Source organism: Mesorhizobium sp. M0938, assembly GCF_040319125.1.
GTDB lineage: Bacteria > Pseudomonadota > Alphaproteobacteria > Rhizobiales > Rhizobiaceae > Mesorhizobium > Mesorhizobium robiniae.
This window is the reverse complement of record NZ_JAMYNS010000005.1, coordinates 337,365-355,187: the sequence shown is the minus strand read 5'-3', so window position 1 is coordinate 355,187 and position 17,823 is coordinate 337,365. Positions and strand designations below refer to the sequence as shown.

At 62.5% G+C, this 17,823-nt stretch carries 20 protein-coding genes; 15 read left to right on the top strand and 5 right to left on the bottom strand.

Going from position 1 to position 17,823, the window contains the following annotated elements:
- Window positions 1-22: 22 nt before the first annotated feature.
- Window positions 23-1,399: an aspartate aminotransferase family protein gene (locus tag NKH73_RS11600; RefSeq protein WP_352931360.1), complete on the bottom strand. Its 1,377-nt coding sequence runs from the start codon at window positions 1,397-1,399 to the stop codon at window positions 23-25.
- Window positions 1,400-1,536: 137 nt separating this feature from the next.
- Here NKH73_RS11600 and NKH73_RS11595 point away from each other — a divergent pair, with 137 nt between their 5' ends.
- From NKH73_RS11595 to NKH73_RS11560, 8 genes are all read left to right on the top strand, one after another.
- Complete coding sequence (locus NKH73_RS11595; protein WP_352931358.1) at window positions 1,537-1,659, top strand: hypothetical protein; 123 nt, start codon at window positions 1,537-1,539, stop codon at window positions 1,657-1,659.
- A 2-nt stretch (window positions 1,660-1,661) separates the two neighbouring features.
- Window positions 1,662-2,783, top strand: coding sequence for an NAD(P)/FAD-dependent oxidoreductase (locus NKH73_RS11590; protein ID WP_352931356.1), 1,122 nt, complete (start codon window positions 1,662-1,664; stop codon window positions 2,781-2,783).
- A 164-nt stretch (window positions 2,784-2,947) separates the two neighbouring features.
- Window positions 2,948-3,808: a hypothetical protein gene (locus NKH73_RS11585; protein WP_352931354.1), complete on the top strand. Its 861-nt coding sequence runs from the start codon at window positions 2,948-2,950 to the stop codon at window positions 3,806-3,808.
- Between the two features lie 15 nt (window positions 3,809-3,823).
- Complete coding sequence (locus NKH73_RS11580) at window positions 3,824-4,048, top strand: hypothetical protein (RefSeq protein ID WP_352931353.1); 225 nt, start codon at window positions 3,824-3,826, stop codon at window positions 4,046-4,048.
- Window positions 4,048-4,290 (top strand): hypothetical protein, encoded by a 243-nt coding sequence (locus NKH73_RS11575; protein ID WP_352931352.1) that lies wholly within the window; start codon window positions 4,048-4,050, stop codon window positions 4,288-4,290. Before NKH73_RS11580 ends, NKH73_RS11575 begins: the two co-directional genes overlap by 1 nt.
- A 55-nt stretch (window positions 4,291-4,345) precedes the next feature.
- Window positions 4,346-4,705: a YybH family protein gene (locus NKH73_RS11570; protein WP_352931350.1), complete on the top strand. Its 360-nt coding sequence runs from the start codon at window positions 4,346-4,348 to the stop codon at window positions 4,703-4,705.
- A 117-nt stretch (window positions 4,706-4,822) separates the two neighbouring features.
- The gene (locus tag NKH73_RS11565) at window positions 4,823-5,368 is read left to right on the top strand and encodes a hypothetical protein (RefSeq protein WP_352931348.1); all 546 of its coding nucleotides are present in this window, start codon (window positions 4,823-4,825) and stop codon (window positions 5,366-5,368) included.
- Window positions 5,369-5,452: 84 nt separating this feature from the next.
- Window positions 5,453-6,643, top strand: coding sequence for an NADH-quinone oxidoreductase subunit D (locus NKH73_RS11560; RefSeq protein ID WP_352931347.1), 1,191 nt, complete (start codon window positions 5,453-5,455; stop codon window positions 6,641-6,643).
- Window positions 6,644-6,764: 121 nt separating this feature from the next.
- On the opposite strand, the gene NKH73_RS11555 is transcribed toward NKH73_RS11560, so the two are convergent.
- Entirely contained in the window at window positions 6,765-7,517 is a 753-nt protein-coding gene (locus NKH73_RS11555; protein ID WP_352931345.1) for a metallophosphoesterase family protein, read from the bottom strand.
- Window positions 7,510-8,322, bottom strand: coding sequence for a nucleotidyltransferase family protein (locus NKH73_RS11550; RefSeq protein WP_352931343.1), 813 nt, complete (start codon window positions 8,320-8,322; stop codon window positions 7,510-7,512). Before NKH73_RS11550 ends, NKH73_RS11555 begins: the two co-directional genes overlap by 8 nt.
- A 204-nt stretch (window positions 8,323-8,526) precedes the next feature.
- Here NKH73_RS11550 and NKH73_RS11545 point away from each other — a divergent pair, with 204 nt between their 5' ends.
- Window positions 8,527-8,811: an acylphosphatase gene (locus NKH73_RS11545; protein ID WP_352931341.1), complete on the top strand. Its 285-nt coding sequence runs from the start codon at window positions 8,527-8,529 to the stop codon at window positions 8,809-8,811.
- A 202-nt stretch (window positions 8,812-9,013) separates the two neighbouring features.
- The gene (locus NKH73_RS11540) at window positions 9,014-10,717 is read left to right on the top strand and encodes an HAD-IIB family hydrolase (protein ID WP_352931339.1); all 1,704 of its coding nucleotides are present in this window, start codon (window positions 9,014-9,016) and stop codon (window positions 10,715-10,717) included.
- 292 nt (window positions 10,718-11,009) lie between these two features.
- Here NKH73_RS11540 and NKH73_RS11535 read toward each other — a convergent pair whose 3' ends face one another.
- On the bottom strand, window positions 11,010-11,444 hold the full coding sequence (locus NKH73_RS11535; RefSeq protein ID WP_352931337.1) for a hypothetical protein: 435 nt from the start codon (window positions 11,442-11,444) through the stop codon (window positions 11,010-11,012).
- Window positions 11,445-11,745: 301 nt separating this feature from the next.
- On the opposite strand from NKH73_RS11535, the gene NKH73_RS11530 reads away from it, so the two are divergent.
- Window positions 11,746-11,931 carry a hypothetical protein gene (locus tag NKH73_RS11530; protein WP_352931335.1) on the top strand — a complete coding sequence of 62 codons (186 nt, stop codon included), beginning with the start codon at window positions 11,746-11,748 and terminating at the stop codon, window positions 11,929-11,931.
- Window positions 11,932-12,033: 102 nt separating this feature from the next.
- Here the strand turns inward: NKH73_RS11530 and NKH73_RS11525 are convergent, their stop codons facing one another.
- Window positions 12,034-12,966 (bottom strand): GntR family transcriptional regulator, encoded by a 933-nt coding sequence (locus NKH73_RS11525; RefSeq protein WP_352931333.1) that lies wholly within the window; start codon window positions 12,964-12,966, stop codon window positions 12,034-12,036.
- 136 nt (window positions 12,967-13,102) lie between these two features.
- Here NKH73_RS11525 and NKH73_RS11520 point away from each other — a divergent pair, with 136 nt between their 5' ends.
- The 4 genes from NKH73_RS11520 to NKH73_RS11505 are packed head-to-tail and all read left to right on the top strand — an operon-like array spanning window position 13,103 to window position 17,722.
- Window positions 13,103-14,302 carry a C45 family autoproteolytic acyltransferase/hydrolase gene (locus NKH73_RS11520; RefSeq protein WP_352931331.1) on the top strand — a complete coding sequence of 400 codons (1,200 nt, stop codon included), beginning with the start codon at window positions 13,103-13,105 and terminating at the stop codon, window positions 14,300-14,302.
- Window positions 14,284-15,225 (top strand): ABC transporter permease, encoded by a 942-nt coding sequence (locus NKH73_RS11515; RefSeq protein ID WP_352931329.1) that lies wholly within the window; start codon window positions 14,284-14,286, stop codon window positions 15,223-15,225. The genes NKH73_RS11520 and NKH73_RS11515 overlap by 19 nt, the downstream gene beginning before the upstream one ends.
- Window positions 15,222-16,049, top strand: a complete 828-nt coding sequence (locus NKH73_RS11510; protein ID WP_352931327.1) for an ABC transporter permease — start codon at window positions 15,222-15,224, stop codon at window positions 16,047-16,049. The genes NKH73_RS11515 and NKH73_RS11510 overlap by 4 nt, the downstream gene beginning before the upstream one ends.
- 11 nt (window positions 16,050-16,060) lie before the next feature.
- Complete coding sequence (locus NKH73_RS11505; protein WP_352931325.1) at window positions 16,061-17,722, top strand: ABC transporter ATP-binding protein; 1,662 nt, start codon at window positions 16,061-16,063, stop codon at window positions 17,720-17,722.
- Window positions 17,723-17,823 lie beyond the last annotated feature (101 nt).

The following is a 17,823-nucleotide window of genomic DNA, read 5'->3' as shown; positions in this document are numbered from 1 at the left end:
CCTCTGCCTTCGGGTGGCCTGTTCAGCCCTGTGACCCGACCTGTTCGGCGGCGGCTTCGAGCGATCTTTCGAATGCGTCGACCATCTGATCGACCTGAGGCTCGGTGATGATCAGCGGCGGGCAGAAGGCCAGCGCGTCGCCCATGTTGCGCGAGATGACGCCGTTCTGCTGCAGGAAGCCATTGACGAGCCCGCCCAGCGCGCCGGCGGTCTCCCACGGGGTCTTGTTCGCCTTGTCGCCGACCAGTTCGACTGCCGCGATCAGGCCGACACCGCGTACCTCGCCGACAAGCGGGTGCGAAGCGAGGTTGCGCAACCGTTTCTGCATATGCGCGCCGACCGTGCGCGCATTGCCGACAAGATCGCGCTCCTCGATCAGCTTCAGGTTCTCGAACGCGACCGCCGCCGCGACGGGATGGCCGCCGCCGGTGAAGCCGTGCCCGAAGGTGCCGATGCGATTGCTTTCGTCGGCAATCGGCTCAAAAACCTTTTCGTTGATCAGCAGGGCCGAGATCGGCAGGTACGACGAAGAAATCTGCTTCGACAGCACCATGATGTCGGGCCTGATGCCGAAGGTCTGCGAGCCGAACATCTCGCCGGTTCGGCCAAAGCCACAGATGACTTCGTCGGCGACGAGCAGGATGTCGTATTTCGACAGTACCGCCTGGATCTTCTCCCAATAGCCGGCCGGCGGAACGATGACGCCGCCGGCGCCCATGATCGGTTCGCCGAAGAAGGCGGCAATGGTTTGCGGTCCCTCGGCCAGGATCAGCCTTTCCAGATCGTCGGCAAGCCGGCTTGAAAACTGCTCTTCGCTCTCGCCCGGCAGCGCCTCGCGCCAGTGGTGCGGCGTCGAGGTGTGCAGCACATTGGCGATCGGCAGGTCGAAGGATATGTGGTTGTTGGGCAGGCCGGTCAGGCTCGCTGAAGCAATGGTGACGCCGTGATAGCCGCGATTGCGGCTGATGATCTTCTTGCGCGCCGGCTGGCCGAGCGCGTTCGACCGGTACCAGATCATCTTCATGGCCGTATCGTTGGCCTCGGAACCGGAATTGGTGAAATATGCCTTGCTCATCGGCACCGGCGCCATCTGCACCAGCTTCTCGGCGAGATCGATCAGCGGCGAATGCGATTTGGAGCCGAAGTCGTGATAGTAAGGCAGCTTGGACATCTGGCGCATCGCCGCATCGACCAGCCGCTTCTCCGAAAAGCCGACCGCGACGCTCCAAAGCCCGGCCATCGCCTCGATATAGCGGTTGCCGGCGAGATCCTCGACATAGATGCCGTCGCCCTTCTCGATGACGAGCGGCCCTGCCTCCTCATGCTTGCGGGCATTGGTGTAGCCGTGCATGTGGTAGCTGATGTCGCGAGCTTCGGGAGAATTCGGTCGAGCGTCCATGATGCCTCCTGTCCTGCATGCCGGGACGTAGGTCCGGAGCATCGGCAGGTATGCCCCTCTTGCATTATGCTGTTTGATGCAGCTGTTTCTTGTAGGGGTGTCAAGCCCTTTCCAAGGATTGCCGGATCGACGCAGACATGCAGAATTTCAGCTTCGAAGCCGCAGAACGCGAGAACCTGCGCGAAGCCGTCCACGCGCGTCGCCGGCACATGGCCACCGAACGGCTTATCAGGCATAACAACAAGGCTGAGGTGGCCTGATCATGGACCATGTCGACTGCATCGTCGCCGGCGCCGGCGTCGTTGGCCTGGCGATCGCGCGAGAGATGGCGCAGCGCGGCTTGGACACCCTGATCCTCGAGGCTGCGAACGCGATCGGCACCGGAACGAGCTCGCGCAATTCCGAGGTCATCCATGCCGGCATCTACTATCCTGCAGGGTCGCTGAAGGCCAAGCTCTGCGTGGCAGGCCGGGAAAAGCTCTACCGTTATTGCGAGGAGCGGGCGGTCCCGCATGCGCGCTGCGGCAAGCTCATTGTCGCCACGGATGCCGAACAGGAGCCGGTGCTCGCTTCCATCCTGGCCAACGCCTCTGCTTGCGGCGCGGGCGACCTGGTGCCCTTGACCGCCGCCGAGGTGCGCAGGCTGGAGCCCAAGCTGCGATGCACTGCGGCCCTGCTGTCTCCCGCCACCGGCATCATCGACAGCCACGCCCTGATGCTGGCGCTGCTGGGCGACGCCGAAGAGCACGGGGCGGCGCTCAGCCTCAACACCCGCATCGTCTCCGGCCATGTCGAGGGTGGGCGCATCGTGCTCGACACGGTCGACAGCACCAGCGGCGAGCGCTTTGAAATCGCCACCGCGCGCTTCGTCAACGCCGCCGGGCTTGGCGCCACAGCACTTGCCGGCTCGCTTGACGGGCTCGACCCGCAATTCGTGCCAGAACTTCGCTATGCCAAGGGCAATTACTTTTCGGTCGGCGGCCGGGCGCCGTTCTCGCGGCTTGTCTATCCCGTACCCGAGCCTGGCGGCCTCGGCGTCCATCTGACGCTCGATCTCGATGGCATCGCCCGCTTCGGGCCGGACGTCGAATGGACGGATCAACTCGACTATCGCGTCGATCCAACGCGTGGCGAGCGCTTCTACGACGAGATCCGCAAATACTGGCCGGACCTTGCCGATGGCAGCCTGCAGCCCGCCTATAGCGGCATCCGGCCGAAGCTTTCGGGTCCCGGCCAAGCCAATGCCGACTTCGTCATCCAGGACGCGACGGTGCACGGCGTCAGGAGCCTGATCAATTTGTTCGGCATCGAGAGCCCCGGCCTGACCTCAAGCCTGGCGATCGCCGACCACGTCGCGCAGCGCTTCGCGCCGACGGCAAGCTAGCCGACGCGAGACCGAGCGAGCGCGCCCGCTGCTAAAGCGTAGTCAAAAACGCCCGTAAGCCATCCGTAAGCCGGGGTCGCACAACCTTGGTCCGTCGATCATAGCCGATTGCCGGAAGCTTCGAGCTCCCCGGAACCGTCGGCTCCATGACGGAGGAGGATCCGATGCGACTTGACAACGATCACGCGCCATTCCGCCGGGATGACGCGCTATCCGAATGGCGCACTGCCTCGGCGCTCGCCGATCTCTTGTCCTTCGAACCGTCGAGTCTTGACGGAAAACCGAAGGCTACGGGTTCTGGCCGGACCGCGGAGGCGCCTTCACGATTTGCGGCGGCGATCCGGGCGCGTATGGCCGGTCCTGGCGGCTACTACAATCTTGGCAATGCACTCGGGCTGGCGATGGGCGTTGCGATCCAGCTCGCCGCCCCTCAGGGATCCGGCATGCGCGGCGTCGCCGCGCTGTTCGACTATTTCGCCGGCAGCAGCAGTGCGGTGGCGCTGACGCTGGCGACGCTGGTCTTCTTCTGCAGCGGCGAAGTCTATCATCGCGCGTGGGCCGGGCGCGATGTCCCCGATCCCACGCTTAACCGCTTCGCCGATCTCCTGTCGGGAATTGGCGCGATCGGGCTTGGCACGGCGCTGTTCCTGCTGGGCCAGCCGGTGCTGGCGGCGACCGCCGGATTGCTGCATGCACTGGGCAAGTTCGGCAGCGCCGCCTTCGGGTCCGGCGTGCCCGGGTGGCCGACTGCGTGGCCCGATCCGTTCCGCAGCGCGGTGCTGGCCAGCCGCCTGCCGGCGATGCTTGCGGCGGCGCTGTCGATAGGCGCCGCCTTACCTGAGGTGCGGTTGGGCGATTCCCCTGCCCTTATTGCCGAGCCGCTGACATTGCTTGCCTGCTACCTGCTGTGGGCAAGGGCCGACCTTCTCCTGTTTGCTGACGGCGCCGGCGAAAGCGCGCCCGCCGCCACGGCACGGCCCAAGCGCCTGCCCTGGCGCCGTAAACCGCTCAAGGCAACCAAATAACCCGGGATCATGGATATGAAGAACCGTTTCGAAGCCATACGGAACCCAAGCTACCGGTTCGAGATCTGGGACAATGAGACGGGCGAGCCCGTCGTCCATCACGACCGGCTGCTCACCTTCGCCTCGGCGAAGTTGGCGGCAAGGATCGCCGACTTCCTCAACGAGGGCCGCAGTTACCGGCGCCGCGCCGGCGCCGCCAAATGGCGCGTTGCGGACCGCGATATCGACCGAGGCGGATGATGGCCAAGCTCGGCATCACAGGCCGCCCGGCGTCTGGGGTTTATGTCGGCAAGGGCGTGATCGACGACAATCTTGGCATCGCCATGCCGGTATTCAAGGCGAGCGCCAAGGATCCCCTCCTGAGCTGGATCGCATCCGGAAGCGGCCTTCACATCAACCTCGGCGGCGAATCCACCTACGACGTTTCCCCCAAGGGCAGCGCGCAGGCCGCCAAGACCTTTGCGGCAGCCTGCAACTCATGAGACCCTGCGGTTCGTAGGAACCCGCAGTTCATGATAGGCCCGGAGGAGCGTTGCCATGACCGATGAATCACGCCGTGAGCCTGCGCGTGATCCCCAGGATTTGGAGCGCCTGCTGATTTCCCGGCAGTGGCTGGGAGACATCGACGGCATGGCCGCGCTTTTTGAGCCGCACGCCGTCGTCGACAGCGGTGAAGGGCAGCTGACGCTTGGCCGGGAAGCGATCCGGGCACTCTTCGCAGACATCACCGCAACGGGCCGAAAATTTGCTTCCGGAAATCAGGCACCGGCTGTCGTCAGCGGAGACCTGGCACTCACGTCAACCCGCCTGCCCGACGGCACCGTAACTGCCGAGGTCGCCCGTCGCCAAGGCGACGGGACATGGCTGTGGGTCATCGATCGATTCTCCGTTGCGTAGCGTCGGCCCGACGCATGCCCCCGTAAATCGGAATCGATTTTCCCGGAGGATCATGCAAACGGGGGCACAACGCCGTGGCGCAATGGCGGCTGTGCTCGTCGCGGCGGAGCCGCCCCAATGACTTTATCCGTGGACGGGACCGGGAACCATAATCCGGCACAGCGGTTGAGTGGTGATCAGGTGATCCTCCCTCGAGCAAAACGGAAAACGGAAGGACCGATCATGCGCATGTTGACGACAATTGCCGCCCTTTCGGGGTTGGCCCTGGCGCAGCCGATCTACGCGCAATCCACCAACCCGCAGCTTCCGCAGATCGCACCCCCGGCCCCGGAAGCCCAGCCCGATCCAAGCCTGCCTGACCAAACGCCGCCCGACCAAGCCCTGCCGGATCAAGCCTTGCCAGATCAGGGTTTCACCGACCAGAACTTTACTGGCATTGCGATCGTCGCCCTTGAGGATCTGCCTCCGGAACTCAAGACACAGGCTGAGGCCGTGATCACCCAAACCAGCGTTGAAGATCTGCTTACCTTGCAGAACTCGATCGATGAGTCGCCACAGGCAGCAACCGCGCTGGCGGCGAACGGACTTGATTCGTCGCAGGTTGTCGCTGCCAATATCGATGGCGATGGCACGCTGACGCTGATCATCCAGACAACCACCTGATCGGCAGGCACCTGATCGGCGGTCCGGCGGCCGACCGGGGTATCCGGCTTCGGCCGTAACAGCCCAGTACAGCGGAGCACCGTCATGGTCGAAGCCGCAGTTCGCAACTTCACCCTCAACTTCGGGCCGCAGCATCCCTCTGCTCACGGCGTCCTGCGGCTGGTGCTGGAACTGGACGGCGAGATCGTCGACCGCGCCGATCCTCATATCGGTCTGCTCCACCGCGGCACGGAAAAGCTCATCGAGTACAAGAACTATCTGCAGGCCCTGCCCTATTTCGACCGGCTCGATTATGTCGCGCCGATGAACCAGGAGCATGCGTTCTGCCTCGCCGCCGAGAAGCTGCTCAAACTATCGGTGCCAAAACGCGGGCAACTCATCCGTGTCCTCTTTTGCGAAATCGGCCGGCTTTTGTCGCATCTCCTCAACGTCACGACACAGGCCATGGACATCGGTGCGCTGACCCCGCCGCTTTGGGGTTTTGCGGAGCGCGAGAAGCTGATGGTCTTTTACGAGCGCGCCTCCGGGGCCCGCATGCATGCGAATTATTTCAGGGTCGGCGGCGTGCACCAGGACTTGCCCCCAAAGCTCCTGGACGACATCTGGGCTTTCTGCGACCCGTTCCTCAAGGTTTGCGACAATCTCGACGAATTGCTCACCGGCAACCGCATCTTCAAGCAGCGCAATGTCGATGTCGGTGTGATCGGGCAGGACGAGGCCTGGGCCTGGGGCTTCTCCGGCCCGATGATACGCGGGTCGGGTGCGGCGTGGGATTTGCGCAAGGCACAGCCATATGAATGCTACCCCGAGATGGATTTCGACATTCCCGTCGGCAAGAACGGCGACTGCTATGACCGCTATCTCGTCCGCATGGAAGAAATGCGCCAGTCGGTGCGGATCATGAAACAATGCCTGGAGAAATTGCGATCGCCGGAAGGCCAAGGGCCGGTGGCAATTCCGAACCAGAAGATCACGCCGCCGCCGCGGGCGACGATCAAACGCTCGATGGAAGCGACGATCCATCATTTCAAGCTCTACACGGAGGGTATTCGTGTGCCCGAAGGAGAGGTCTACGCCGCGGTAGAGGCGCCAAAGGGCGAGTTCGGCGTCTATCTGGTTTCGAACGGGAGCAATACGCCGTATCGATGCAAGATCCGGGCGCCATCCTTTGCCCATCTCCAGGCTATGGATTTTCTGTCGCGAGGGCACATGATCGCCGATGTCGCCGCGATTATCGGGTCGCTCGATATCGTGTTCGGCGAGATCGACCGCTAAAGCATTGTGCGCGCAAGTGGAATCAAATTCCGCCGCAGAAGCACAGCTAAAACAAATAGATAGAGCAGGATACCCTAGTTCAACTTGAACGCGTCTCGCTCTAACGACGCGTAGGGTGTTTTTAGATTTCGAGCAAGGCGTAAGGACGGCCGGTCGGCTTCGTCACGTGCATGGCGACGTTATACACCGGAGCACCGCCGGGCGTGCGACCTTCATAGACGCCGCGATGCGCGTGGCCATGCACCACGGCGCTGACCTTGAACCGATCGATGGTCTCGGCCAAGCGCGACGAGCCCAGGAACGGAAAAATCTCCAATGGCTCGCCGGCCACCGTTTCGGCTATCGGAGCGTAGTGCAGGACGACAAGCGTGCGATTGGTGCGGACCTGCCGCATCGCGTTTTCGAGCCGCATCGACTCGCTGACGCTTTCAGCAACCATCGCCTTGATGGCCGGCTCGCCGAAGGAGCCGAGCATACGCGATCCGAAACCGCCGACGAAGCCCTTCACGCCGACAAAGCCGACCTCCTTGATTTCCGTCGTCTGGCCATCGAGAAGATGGACCCCTGCCTGCCGAAGGATGTTGGTGACGTCCTCGACCGCGCCGGACTCATAGTCGTGGTTGCCGAGCACGGCGACGACCGGGATCGCGCAGGCGCGCAAATCCTCGGCAAGGATTTCGGCTTCCCGGGGTCTGCCGAGATTGGTCAGATCTCCAGTGAGCACGAGGATATCCGCTTCGCGCGAAACTTCGCCGAAGAGATCGCGACAAGAGGCCTGGGCGTCCTCGTTCACATGCAGGTCGCCGACGGCCGCGATCCTCACGGTGCCGCCGTTCCCATCCCTTGCCGTGACAGTTTTGCTCTTGTCAGCCATCGCGAAATTCTCCCGTTCCCCCGACGCCGGCAAAACCCCATTCCTTGACGTCGATTTCATAGTCGGTGGGCGAAAGCAGTCGTCCGCGGCAGATCTTCATCCGTGGAGTAGGCAACTCCCTCTGCTTGGCGAGACGGTCGAGCAATTCGTCGAGCAGCCATGCGGGAACATGATCGCGCTCGCTTGGATAGATCCATCGGAAATTCAGAAGCTGCATCAACAGCACCTCCCAGTGAACTTCGAGATAGGAAAGCAGCCGGTGCCAGTCGATCTGATCTTGCGCCTTGAGGATGGTATGAGCGACGTCGGCGCCGTCGTGGCGGCCTCTGTCCTGGATGAAGCATTTGGACCAGATAAGCTCGGTCGGACCCACGATCCGCACCTGAGTGCCCAGCAGCTCGATTTGCCGTGCATGCTCCAGCCACTGGTCGCCGACCGGCATGGTCCCGTTCGCCGATGCGAATATGACGTCAAAAAAATGCGTGCTTTTGAATACCTTTCCAAGCCATCGGTCGTCCACGATCTCGACCGCATAACCGGCCTGCTTGAAATGGGCGAGAATGCGCGCGTAGTCGCCGGCCTTGCAGAAAATGTCGAGGTCCTTCGTCTGGCGCGTAACGCCTGTGTAGGCGCTCACCGCATAGGTGCCGGCGACAAGAAAGGGGATGTCCGTCGCGGCGAGTTCGCGGATCGCCTCTGTGTAGAAGACTTCGGCCTCGGCGTGCTGAAGCGTCGGCGCGGCTTTTGGATCGATCGTCGGAACGGATGCCGGGATGGCGCCTCCCGTTGGAGAATTGTTGGTCATGAAATCGTGGCTCCGAAGCCCAGCAACCTGCAGCTGTCCGTCCTTAACAAAGCCGCCGCCGCATGGTTCCGTTGCCGACATCATGCGGACCGGACACTTCCATCGGACGGCCGGGCCGCCAAATCCGCTAAAAATGCGACGGCGGAGCCTTTTTCGCGGCCGAGGAGTTGATGATATGAGAAAACCACCGGCACGGAGGTGACTATGGAGGGCAAGCGCAAGGCCGTACGCGTCAAGCTAAGTGGAAGAGTGCAAGGCGTCTCTTTTCGCGTGTGGACACGGACCGAGGCCGAGAGGCTCGGTCTGTCCGGATGGGTTCGCAACGAGGACGACGGATCCGTAACGGCGCTGATCGTCGGGGCCGAAGACGCGGTTTCGACGATGATGAGCCGGTTGTGGAAAGGGCCGACCGGGGCGGCGGTCGCCGGCGTGACATCTCAAGATGTCGATCCCGGCCAGGAGCCGAACGGATTCAGGATCATCGGCTAGAAGTGGGTGCCGGCTTTGGAAAAACCGATGCTCAAGCAAAAGCCGGGCATCAGCAACTCTTGCCTTCCGTCGTCGGGAACAATCGGCAGCCAATGCCGTTGGAACCAGTCAGCCACAACAAAATCACCGGAGCAGACGGCTTTCCGCTCAGTTCGGCGAGAAAGCATTTCAGGTCAGCTTCGGCCTACCGACGGACAGTTCCATGTATGCCCTTGCTCTAGCCACCGACTACGACGGCACACTCGCGGAAAACGGGATCGTTTCCGACGCGACCCGTGCCGCGGTCGAGCGGTTGAAGGAAACCGGCCGCAAATTGATAATGGTGACCGGTCGCGAGCTTGCCGACCTTGAAAGCGTTTTCCCGGAGCTTGGTATGTTCGACAAGGTCGTCGCCGAAAACGGCGCGCTCGTCTACACGCCGGCTTCGAAGAAGGAGCGGATCCTGGCGCCTGCCCCTCCGGCGGAGTTCGTCGACCGGCTGAGGATGCGCAAGATTTCGCCCCTGTCGATAGGACGTTCCGTCGTCGCCACCAGGGAGCCCAACGAGATCATCGTGCTGGAAGTGATCAAGGACCTCGGCCTGGAGCTGGAGATCATCTTCAACAAGGGCGCCGTCATGGTGCTGCCAAGCGGTGTCAACAAGGCGACCGGTCTTGCCGCTGCCCTCGAGGATCTGGAATTGTCCGCCCACAATGTCGTCGGCATCGGCGATGCGGAGAACGACCATGCCTTTCTGCGTGCTGTCGGTTTCGGCGTTGCAGTTGCCAATGCACTGCCGAAGGTAAGGGAGACAGCGGACTACGTGACGAATGGTGCCCGCGGCGCGGGCGTGAGGGAGTTGATCGAGGGCCTGATCGCGCATGACGCCGCGTTGCTGGACACGGCGCGGCAACGCATCGAGATTGGTGCGGACGGTTCGGGCGCAATGATGCACCTTTCGCCACGCGGCGGCAGCGTCCTGCTGGCCGGCACGTCGGGAATCGGAAAATCCACCCTCGCCACCGCTCTGACCGAACGCTTCGTCGAGCGGGGCTTTCAGTTTTGCGTGCTCGACCCGGAGGGCGACTACGAGGAACTGGAGGACGTGCTGGTGGTCGGCGATGCCAACAGCCCGCCGAGCTCGCGCGAAATCTTCGATCTTCTGTCAAAGCCGTCCAACAATGTCGCCGTCAACATGCTCGGGATCAAGACCGAGGAGCGGCCAAACGCCTTCGCCAAGTTGCTGCCGGAGCTTGCCGCGCTTCGCGCCCGCACCGGACGCCCGCACTGGCTGATCATCGACGAGGCACACCACGTGCTGCCGCACGCGCGCGACGGCACGTCCTTTGCGCTTCCAAAAAGCCTTTCGGCGACCATTCTGATCACAGTTCATCCCGATTTGGTTTCGCGGGACGTGCTGGCAGGTGTCGACACGGTGCTGGCGCTCGGTTCGGAAGCCGACAAGGTCGTCGAAAGCTTCTGTGCCGCAATTGGCGAGCACCTGCCAGAGGGCGTCGCGCCGCCACCGGAAAATAAGGTTTTGTATTGGGACCGCTCGACAGCCGATCCCGCGAGGCCGATCGCGGTCGAGCGTCCCCGGCAGGAACGCAAGCGGCATATTCGAAAGTATGCCGAGGGCGATCTTGGCGACAACAGTTTCTATTTCCGCGGCGCTGACGGTACGCTCAACCTGCAAGCGCAAAATCTGATGATGTTCCTCCATATCGCCGAAGGGATCGACGACCGCACCTGGGAACATCATCTGCGCGCGGGCGACTATTCGGCCTGGTTCCGCAACCAGGTCAAAGACGAGGAACTTGCGGAGGAAGCGGCTATCATCGAGGATGACGAAAGCCTCGATCCGCACAGGAGCCGCGCCGCCATCGCCGAAGCGGTCCATCGTCGCTACACCGCGCCCGCCGACTGAATCCGCCTACGCCGACGATATCAAGTTCCGCCGATTGCGGATCGCCGCCGAATGGCACATCCGTCATCACGACCACGAATGGGAGGCCCGGGAACCACTTCGCCGCTCCATCATCCGGACATGCCGCCCCCAGAGCAGTTCCAGGAAAAGTGCGCAGCGGTTTTCCCGGGAAAAGCGCGTAGCGCTTTCCCTGGGGAATTGCGCAAAAACAAATACTTAGAGCGGTTATGCGGTTCTATCGAAAGCTGAACCGCTCTAAGTATCGATGCCGGCGGCGTGAATGCCCGCTGACTCAATGCGCGAAGATGCCCCGCAGCCAGGCGAAGAAACCGAACCTCTCGGACATTGCCGCACGGACGCGAGAGGCAGCCCATCGTGCTCGTATCGTGGCGCCGGCATGGCAATGGCAGACGATCTCGTGCAACTGCCAGTCGGTCAGCTCGAAGAAGCGCCTGGCTTCACCGTAAGTGTCATCTCGCAAGCCTTGCGCCCGAAAAATCGGGTCCTCGAAGGCAACGGTGAGAGGTGAATCGTTGTAGCGCATTTTTTCGCGTATCTCAGGGGACTTGTATTCGGTGCCTGTCAGCGCTTCGAGACGCCGATCGGGATTCTTTTCCAGCAATTTCGCCCAACGTTCGAGACGTTGACTGCGAGTTGCCACTAGATCTGTTGCTTCAGCGTGAACGTCGGCAACGGCATGCAGTTGGTCAAGTGTTTGGTGCTTCACGGCCGCCTCCTATTCAACAGGTGAGTTCGCCTCACCCTGAAATGGAATTATGGCGCTCCGCGAGGCCGACAAGGCCCGCAGACGTGGACAATTCGATCACTTTTTCTGATGGCGCCGTCCCGCCATCGTGCGCCTGATGCCTGCGGGATCGCTGGAGGCATCATATCGGAACCATAGCCACGCGTGGTCGTTCTGCTGCAACAGCCCGGAGAGCGAGACCGTCGAAACGGGGGGCGTCAAAATCCCGCTGACATCGATGGCCGCCAGGGCAGAGTGTAGCGAGCGGAAGGAAAATCACACCATGGCCATTCTTCCTACTCCCGAACCAACGCCCACTCCCGCACCCACGCCGCCGCCGCTTCCTGAACCGAAGCCGGTGCGTGAGCCGGACCCAGACAGACTTCCCGACGAAGCCCCTGTCCCCAATCCGGATGAAAACGACGCACCGCTGAAAATCGGCCCTCAAACGTCCCATCTCGGCGTTTGATGGAGCAGATTTTGGCGTGAGGCGATCAAGAAAAATGCTCTTCCAGTTCGCACAGCTCCTCACTGATGGCGGATGGTGGCCACGCATTGCGGACCACAAGCATCAGATCGAGCGCTGCGGCGAAGCGAATTCCGAAGCCTGCCGCAGATGCTGGCGCAGCAGCGCCTCGGCCCATTCGATCTCGCCCGCCTCGACGGCATCGAGGATTGTCAGATGTTCCCGGCAGGACTGCTCGATACGTTCCGCCGGCAGTTCCTCGAAACCCGCCGATTCCTGCAACCGGCGCAGATTGTTCTGCTGGCGCACCGCGTCCGCCAGGAAACGGTTGCCGGAACAGGCCGCAAGTCCTTCATGAAATGACGCGTTGATCCGGAACCATTCGTCGCCGCCAATCAGCGTCTTGCCCGTCGACACGATCGCCAGGATACGCTCGTGAGCGCGCCGGACCGGCACCAGTTGCTGGGGATCCGCGCTGAACATGGGCGACCGCAGCGCCGCACATTCGACGGCCATCCTGAATTCATAGCTTTCCCGGTAGGCATCTTCGCCGACAAGCGTGTCGGCGAAGCGCCAGCCATGCCCAGGCAGGCGCTGCACCAGGCCTTCGGCGGCAAAGCGAAGCAAAAGCTTGCGCACGACACCGCGCGACACCTGATAGCGCGGCATCAATTCCGCCTCGGACACTTCCTGGGGCAGTTGGCCGAGCGCGCGCTCTCGCATCATCCTGCGGTAAAGCTCCTCGAGCGGAGAACTTGGCAAGATATCCTCCGGGTCGAGATCGGCGACATCACGCGCCAGATGTAGCCCCCTCGTCTCGAATGGGCTCAAGATGCCCTGGGCGACGAGCAGTTCCAGCGCTGCGCTGACGGGAGAACGCGAGACGCCGAACGTGCGGGCAAGGTCCGGCACCGAGACGCGGGTTCCGACCGTCCAGCCCGAATCCCTGATCCGCTCCAGAATCCGCCGTGCCAGATCTATCTGCAGCGGACTGGCTGCCTCGCTGCGTGGCGGCCGGCCGATGATCGTTTCGTTCATATGCACTTCCTCAGGCGTTCGCATTATAGATATGCGCTACGCAGTTCGAACTGGCAATCTTTCGAATTTTCCTGCTTTTCATTCAATCAAAATGCATTACTATCCGGACTCATACGAGTTTGAGGCTTTCCCTTTAATGACAACAGTCACACCTTTTCCACTTATCGAAATCGCAGGAACGCCGAAAGCGCGCGGCATGGCCTATGGCGAACAGGCACGCGGGCGCATCGGCGCTTCGGTGGCGCTTTACGCCGGGCAACTCGACCGTTTTGGCTTCAGGCCGGACGATGTCGGGCGGTTTTCCCAGATGTTCCTGCCGCGCCTTCGGCAATGGGCGCCCGATCTCGTCGAGGAAATGGAAGGGATCGCGTCAGGCGCCAACGTCGATCTGTCCTCGATCATCCTGGTCAATGCGCGGACGGAAATCCTGCAGCTTGCCCGGCGCGAGAAAGGCATTTCCGACGACGAGCCCGACGGGTGCACGGGCGCGGCGATCCTGCCGGAGGCAACCCGGCACGGCAGGCTCATCCATGGCCAGAACTGGGACTGGAAGGCCGAATGCGTCGAGACATCGGTGGTGTTGCGCATCCGGCGAACGGACGGGCCGGACCTCCTCACCTTCACCGAAGCAGGCGGACTGGCGCGCAGCGGCTTCAACGCGGCCGGCATCGGCATCACCGCAAATTATCTCGAATCGGACCGCGACTATCGCGAGATCGGAATTCCGCTTCCCTTCATCCGGCGCCGGGCTCTCGAGGCGCAGCATTTCTCCCACGCCATCAAGGTGGTGGCGACAACGCCGAAATCCGGCTCCAACAACATGATCCTTAGCACCGCCGAAGGGTTCACGGTCGATCTCGAATGCGCGCCGGACGAGGCGTTTGCGATCTATCCGGACAAGGACATGATCGTCCATGCCAATCACTGGCAGAGCCCGGTGGCGCTGTCCAAGCTGCGTGAAACCGGGCTTCGCGATGTGCCGGACAGTCTCTATCGCGACTACCGCGTGCGCCGGCACTTGTCGGTGCGGCATGGCGATATCACGATCGGCGATCTAAAGGAGGCGCTGTTCGACGACTTCGCCTCGCCGTTCAGCGTGTGCCGCCCGGTGGTCAAGAAAGAAGGCGGCAATCTGTCGGCGACAGTTGCTATGATCGTCTTCGAACCAGCCGCCGGCGTCATGGAGATCGCTCCCATGCCGACTGAGAACCGCGAGTTCACCCGCTATGAACTCACGATGGACGAGGCGGTCCTCGAGCGGCTGGAGAAACCAGTGCCGGCACGGGAGACATCTTCGATATCAGCACAGGAGAAACGATGGTCCGCTTTGTCCTGACCCGCATTGCCAGCGCTATACCGACACTCATCCTGGTGTCGGTCGCAGTCTTCGTGATGATGCGCTTCATCCCGGGCGATCCCGCGACCTTGATGCTGGGAGACCTCGCACAGCCTGGACAGGTCGAAGCCATGCAGCACCAGATGGGGCTCGACCAGCCCGTGGTGGTGCAATATCTGATCTGGGTCGGGAACGTCCTTACAGGTGATTTCGGGCACTCGATCGGCAGCGGACAAGAGGTGCTGCCGCTGATCCTCGACCGTTTCGCCGTTTCCTCGACCATCGTTTTCCTGGCCGTGCTTGTCGCTTCGGCGATCGCCGTGCCCGCCGGCATGCTGGCCGCCTGGAAGCAGGACAGCCTGCGCGATATCGCCGTCGTCGCCACCTCGACCTTCCTGCTCTCGATTCCCAGTTTCTGGCTGGGGCTGATGCTGATGCTGATCTTCGGTCTTTACCTCGGCTGGCTGCCGATCGTCGGCTACGTGCCTTTCAGTCGCGACTTCGCGCAAGCCGCCCTGTATGTGATCCTGCCGGTGATCACCCTGGTGCTCGTCGAGTCCGGCCCGATAGCGCGCATGGCCAGGGCCAGCACGATCGAAGTGGCGCGACTGGAATACATCACCCATGCGCGTGCAAAGGGGCTTTCGGAAAGCGCGGTGATGTGGCGCCACGCGTTCAAGAATGCCTTCGCGCCCACCTTGACCCTGATCGGCTTCGTGCTCGGCAGCCTGCTTTCCAGCATCGTCGTCATCGAGACCGTCTTCACTATTCCCGGCCTCGGCCGGCTGCTGGTCGACGCCATCTATGCCCGCGACTATCCCGTTGTTCAGGGATCGATGCTGTTCGTCGCCTTCATCTATGTCGCGGTCAATCTTCTCGTCGACCTGATTTATCCGCTGCTCGATCCGAGGGTGACCGCATGATCGCCCGTGCGCTCGGCCGGCCCGGTCTGAAATTCAACGCGATCTTCGGGATCATTGTCACCGGAACGTTGATCCTTCTGGCCGTGTTCGGCCCCTGGATCGCGCCCTACGATCCGCTCAAGCTCGATCTGCCGTCGCGCCTCAGCGGCCCCTCGCCTCTGCACCTGCTTGGCGCCGACGAGTTCGGGCGCGACGTGCTCAGCCGCCTCGCCAGCGGCGCGCGGACCAGCGCGTGGATCGCCTTTGCGACTGTTATCTTCGCATTGATCACCGGCATCGTGTTCGGCGCTCTCGCAGGTTTCCTGCGGGGCTGGGTCGATCGCATCATCATGATGGTCAACGACGCCTTCCTCGCCTTTCCGGGCCTGCTCCTGGCGCTTGGCCTGATGGCGGTGATCGGCGCCAGCCGCGAAGGCATCATCCTTGCGCTCGGCCTTGCCTACATGCCGATCGTGGTGCGCGTGGTGCGGGCGTCCGTGATGTCCATTCGCGAGCGGGAATATGTCGAGGCATCGCGCGTGATGGGCAACAGCGAGATCATCACCATGGCGCGGCATGTGCTGCCCAACTGCGTCGCCCCGATCATCGTGCTCGCCACCACCATGTTCGGCTGGATCATCCTGTCGGAAAGCGCGCTGAGCTTTCTGGGCTTGGGCGTCCCGCCTCCGGCGCCGAGCTGGGGCAACATGCTGTCGACGGCAAGGCCTTATATCGGCCAGGCGCCGCATTTGATCATCCTGCCCGGTCTCTGCATCTCGATCACGCTGCTCGGCATCAACATGCTGGGCGACGCGGTGCGCGACTGGCTCGACCCGAAGATGTAGGTGCTGGGAGCATGCTCGTGCCCACCGCGGACAAGAACACGATGCTTTCAGTGCAGAACCTGTCGATCTCGGTCGGACCGTCGGGAAAGCGGATCGTCGACGAGCTGAGTTTCGATCTCGCTTCCGGTGACATGCTGGCGCTGGTCGGTGAATCCGGTTCGGGCAAGACGATGGCGGCCCGCTCGATCCTGAACCTGCTCCCTGCCCCGCTGGTCACGACCGCGGACAGCAGCATCCGCTTCGAAGGACAGGAGCTCATCGGCATTGCCCCAAAGGCGCTGCGCCGGATCCGCGGTGCTGAGATCGGCATGGTCTTCCAGGAGCCGATGGTCTCGCTCAATCCCGCCGTCACCATCGGCGAGCAGATGGCCGAAGGGCTTCGCCTGCATCGCGATATGTCGCGCGCCGAGATAAAAGATCGCTCGCTGGCGATGCTGGAGAGGATCCAGATCAAGGATCCCGGCAAATGCCTTGCGGCCTATCCGCACGAATTCTCGGGCGGCATGCGCCAACGCATCATGCTGGCATCGGTCATGCTGCTCAAACCGCGCCTGCTGATCGCCGACGAGCCGACCACGGCGCTCGACACGCTGGTGCAGCGCGACGTGCTCGACCTCATGGTGGAGCTGACGCGGGAGAATGGAACCGCCGTCCTGCTGATCAGCCACGACCTCGGCATGGTGTCGCACTATGTGAACAGCGTGACGGTGATGTGCGAGGGCAAGGCGGTCGAACAGGGCAGCAGCATCCAGGTCCTTCACGCACCGCAGCACGACTATACGAGGCGGTTAGTCGATGCGCTTCCCAAGCGCAGCGCCGGCGGATCGAGAAAAGCCATCAACGGCCCACCCCTGGTCGAGATCAGCAATGTCGTCATCGACTATCCGGGCCGTCCGAGACTGTTTGCGCGCGCGGAGCGCAAGCGCGCCGTCGACGGCGTCGACCTGACCATCCGGCGTGGCGAAACCCTGGCATTGGTCGGCGCGTCGGGCTCCGGCAAGACGACGCTCGGCCGCGCCATTGTCGGCCTGGTCAGGCCGTCCGGTGGAACGATTTCGTTTCTTGGCAAGGCGATTGCAAATGACCGATCCGCTGACGCTCGCGAGCAACGTCGCGACATGCAGATCGTCTTTCAGGACCCCTATTCCTCGCTCGATCCTCGCCAGTCCATTGCCGAGATCGTCACCGAGCCGTTGAAGCTCGACACCGAATTGGATCGCAAGCGGCGAACCGCGCGCATGGATGAGGTCATCGAGGAAGTGGGGCTGTCGCGCGACCTTCTCGAGCGTTTCCCGCATCAGCTGTCGGGCGGTCAGCGCCAGCGCGTCGCGATCGCGCGGGCGATCGTCAGGCGACCGGCCTTCGTCGTCGCCGACGAACCGGTTTCGGCGCTGGACATGACGGTGCAAAAACAGATCCTGCTTCTAATCCGGTCGTTGCAGGAACGCTACGGTTTCGCCTGCCTCTTCGTTTCGCATGATCTGGGTGCCGTCGAGCAGGTTGCCGACCGGGTCGCCGTCATGCAGGACGGAAGGATCGTCGAGATCGGCGACCGCGACGATGTCTTCGACCGGCCGCGCCACGCCTATACGCGCGCCCTTCTCGATGCGGCGATGCTGATTGACCGCCGTTTCGCCGATGGTGCGGGCTCGCGCAAGACCGTGGCGCAATGACGGCGACACGGCTCGTCTCCGCACCATCCGTTCTACCCTTGGCCTCGACCGGCGATCGGCAAAGAAGATTCCGAACAGGTCGAGCAGATGTCCTCTCCTTC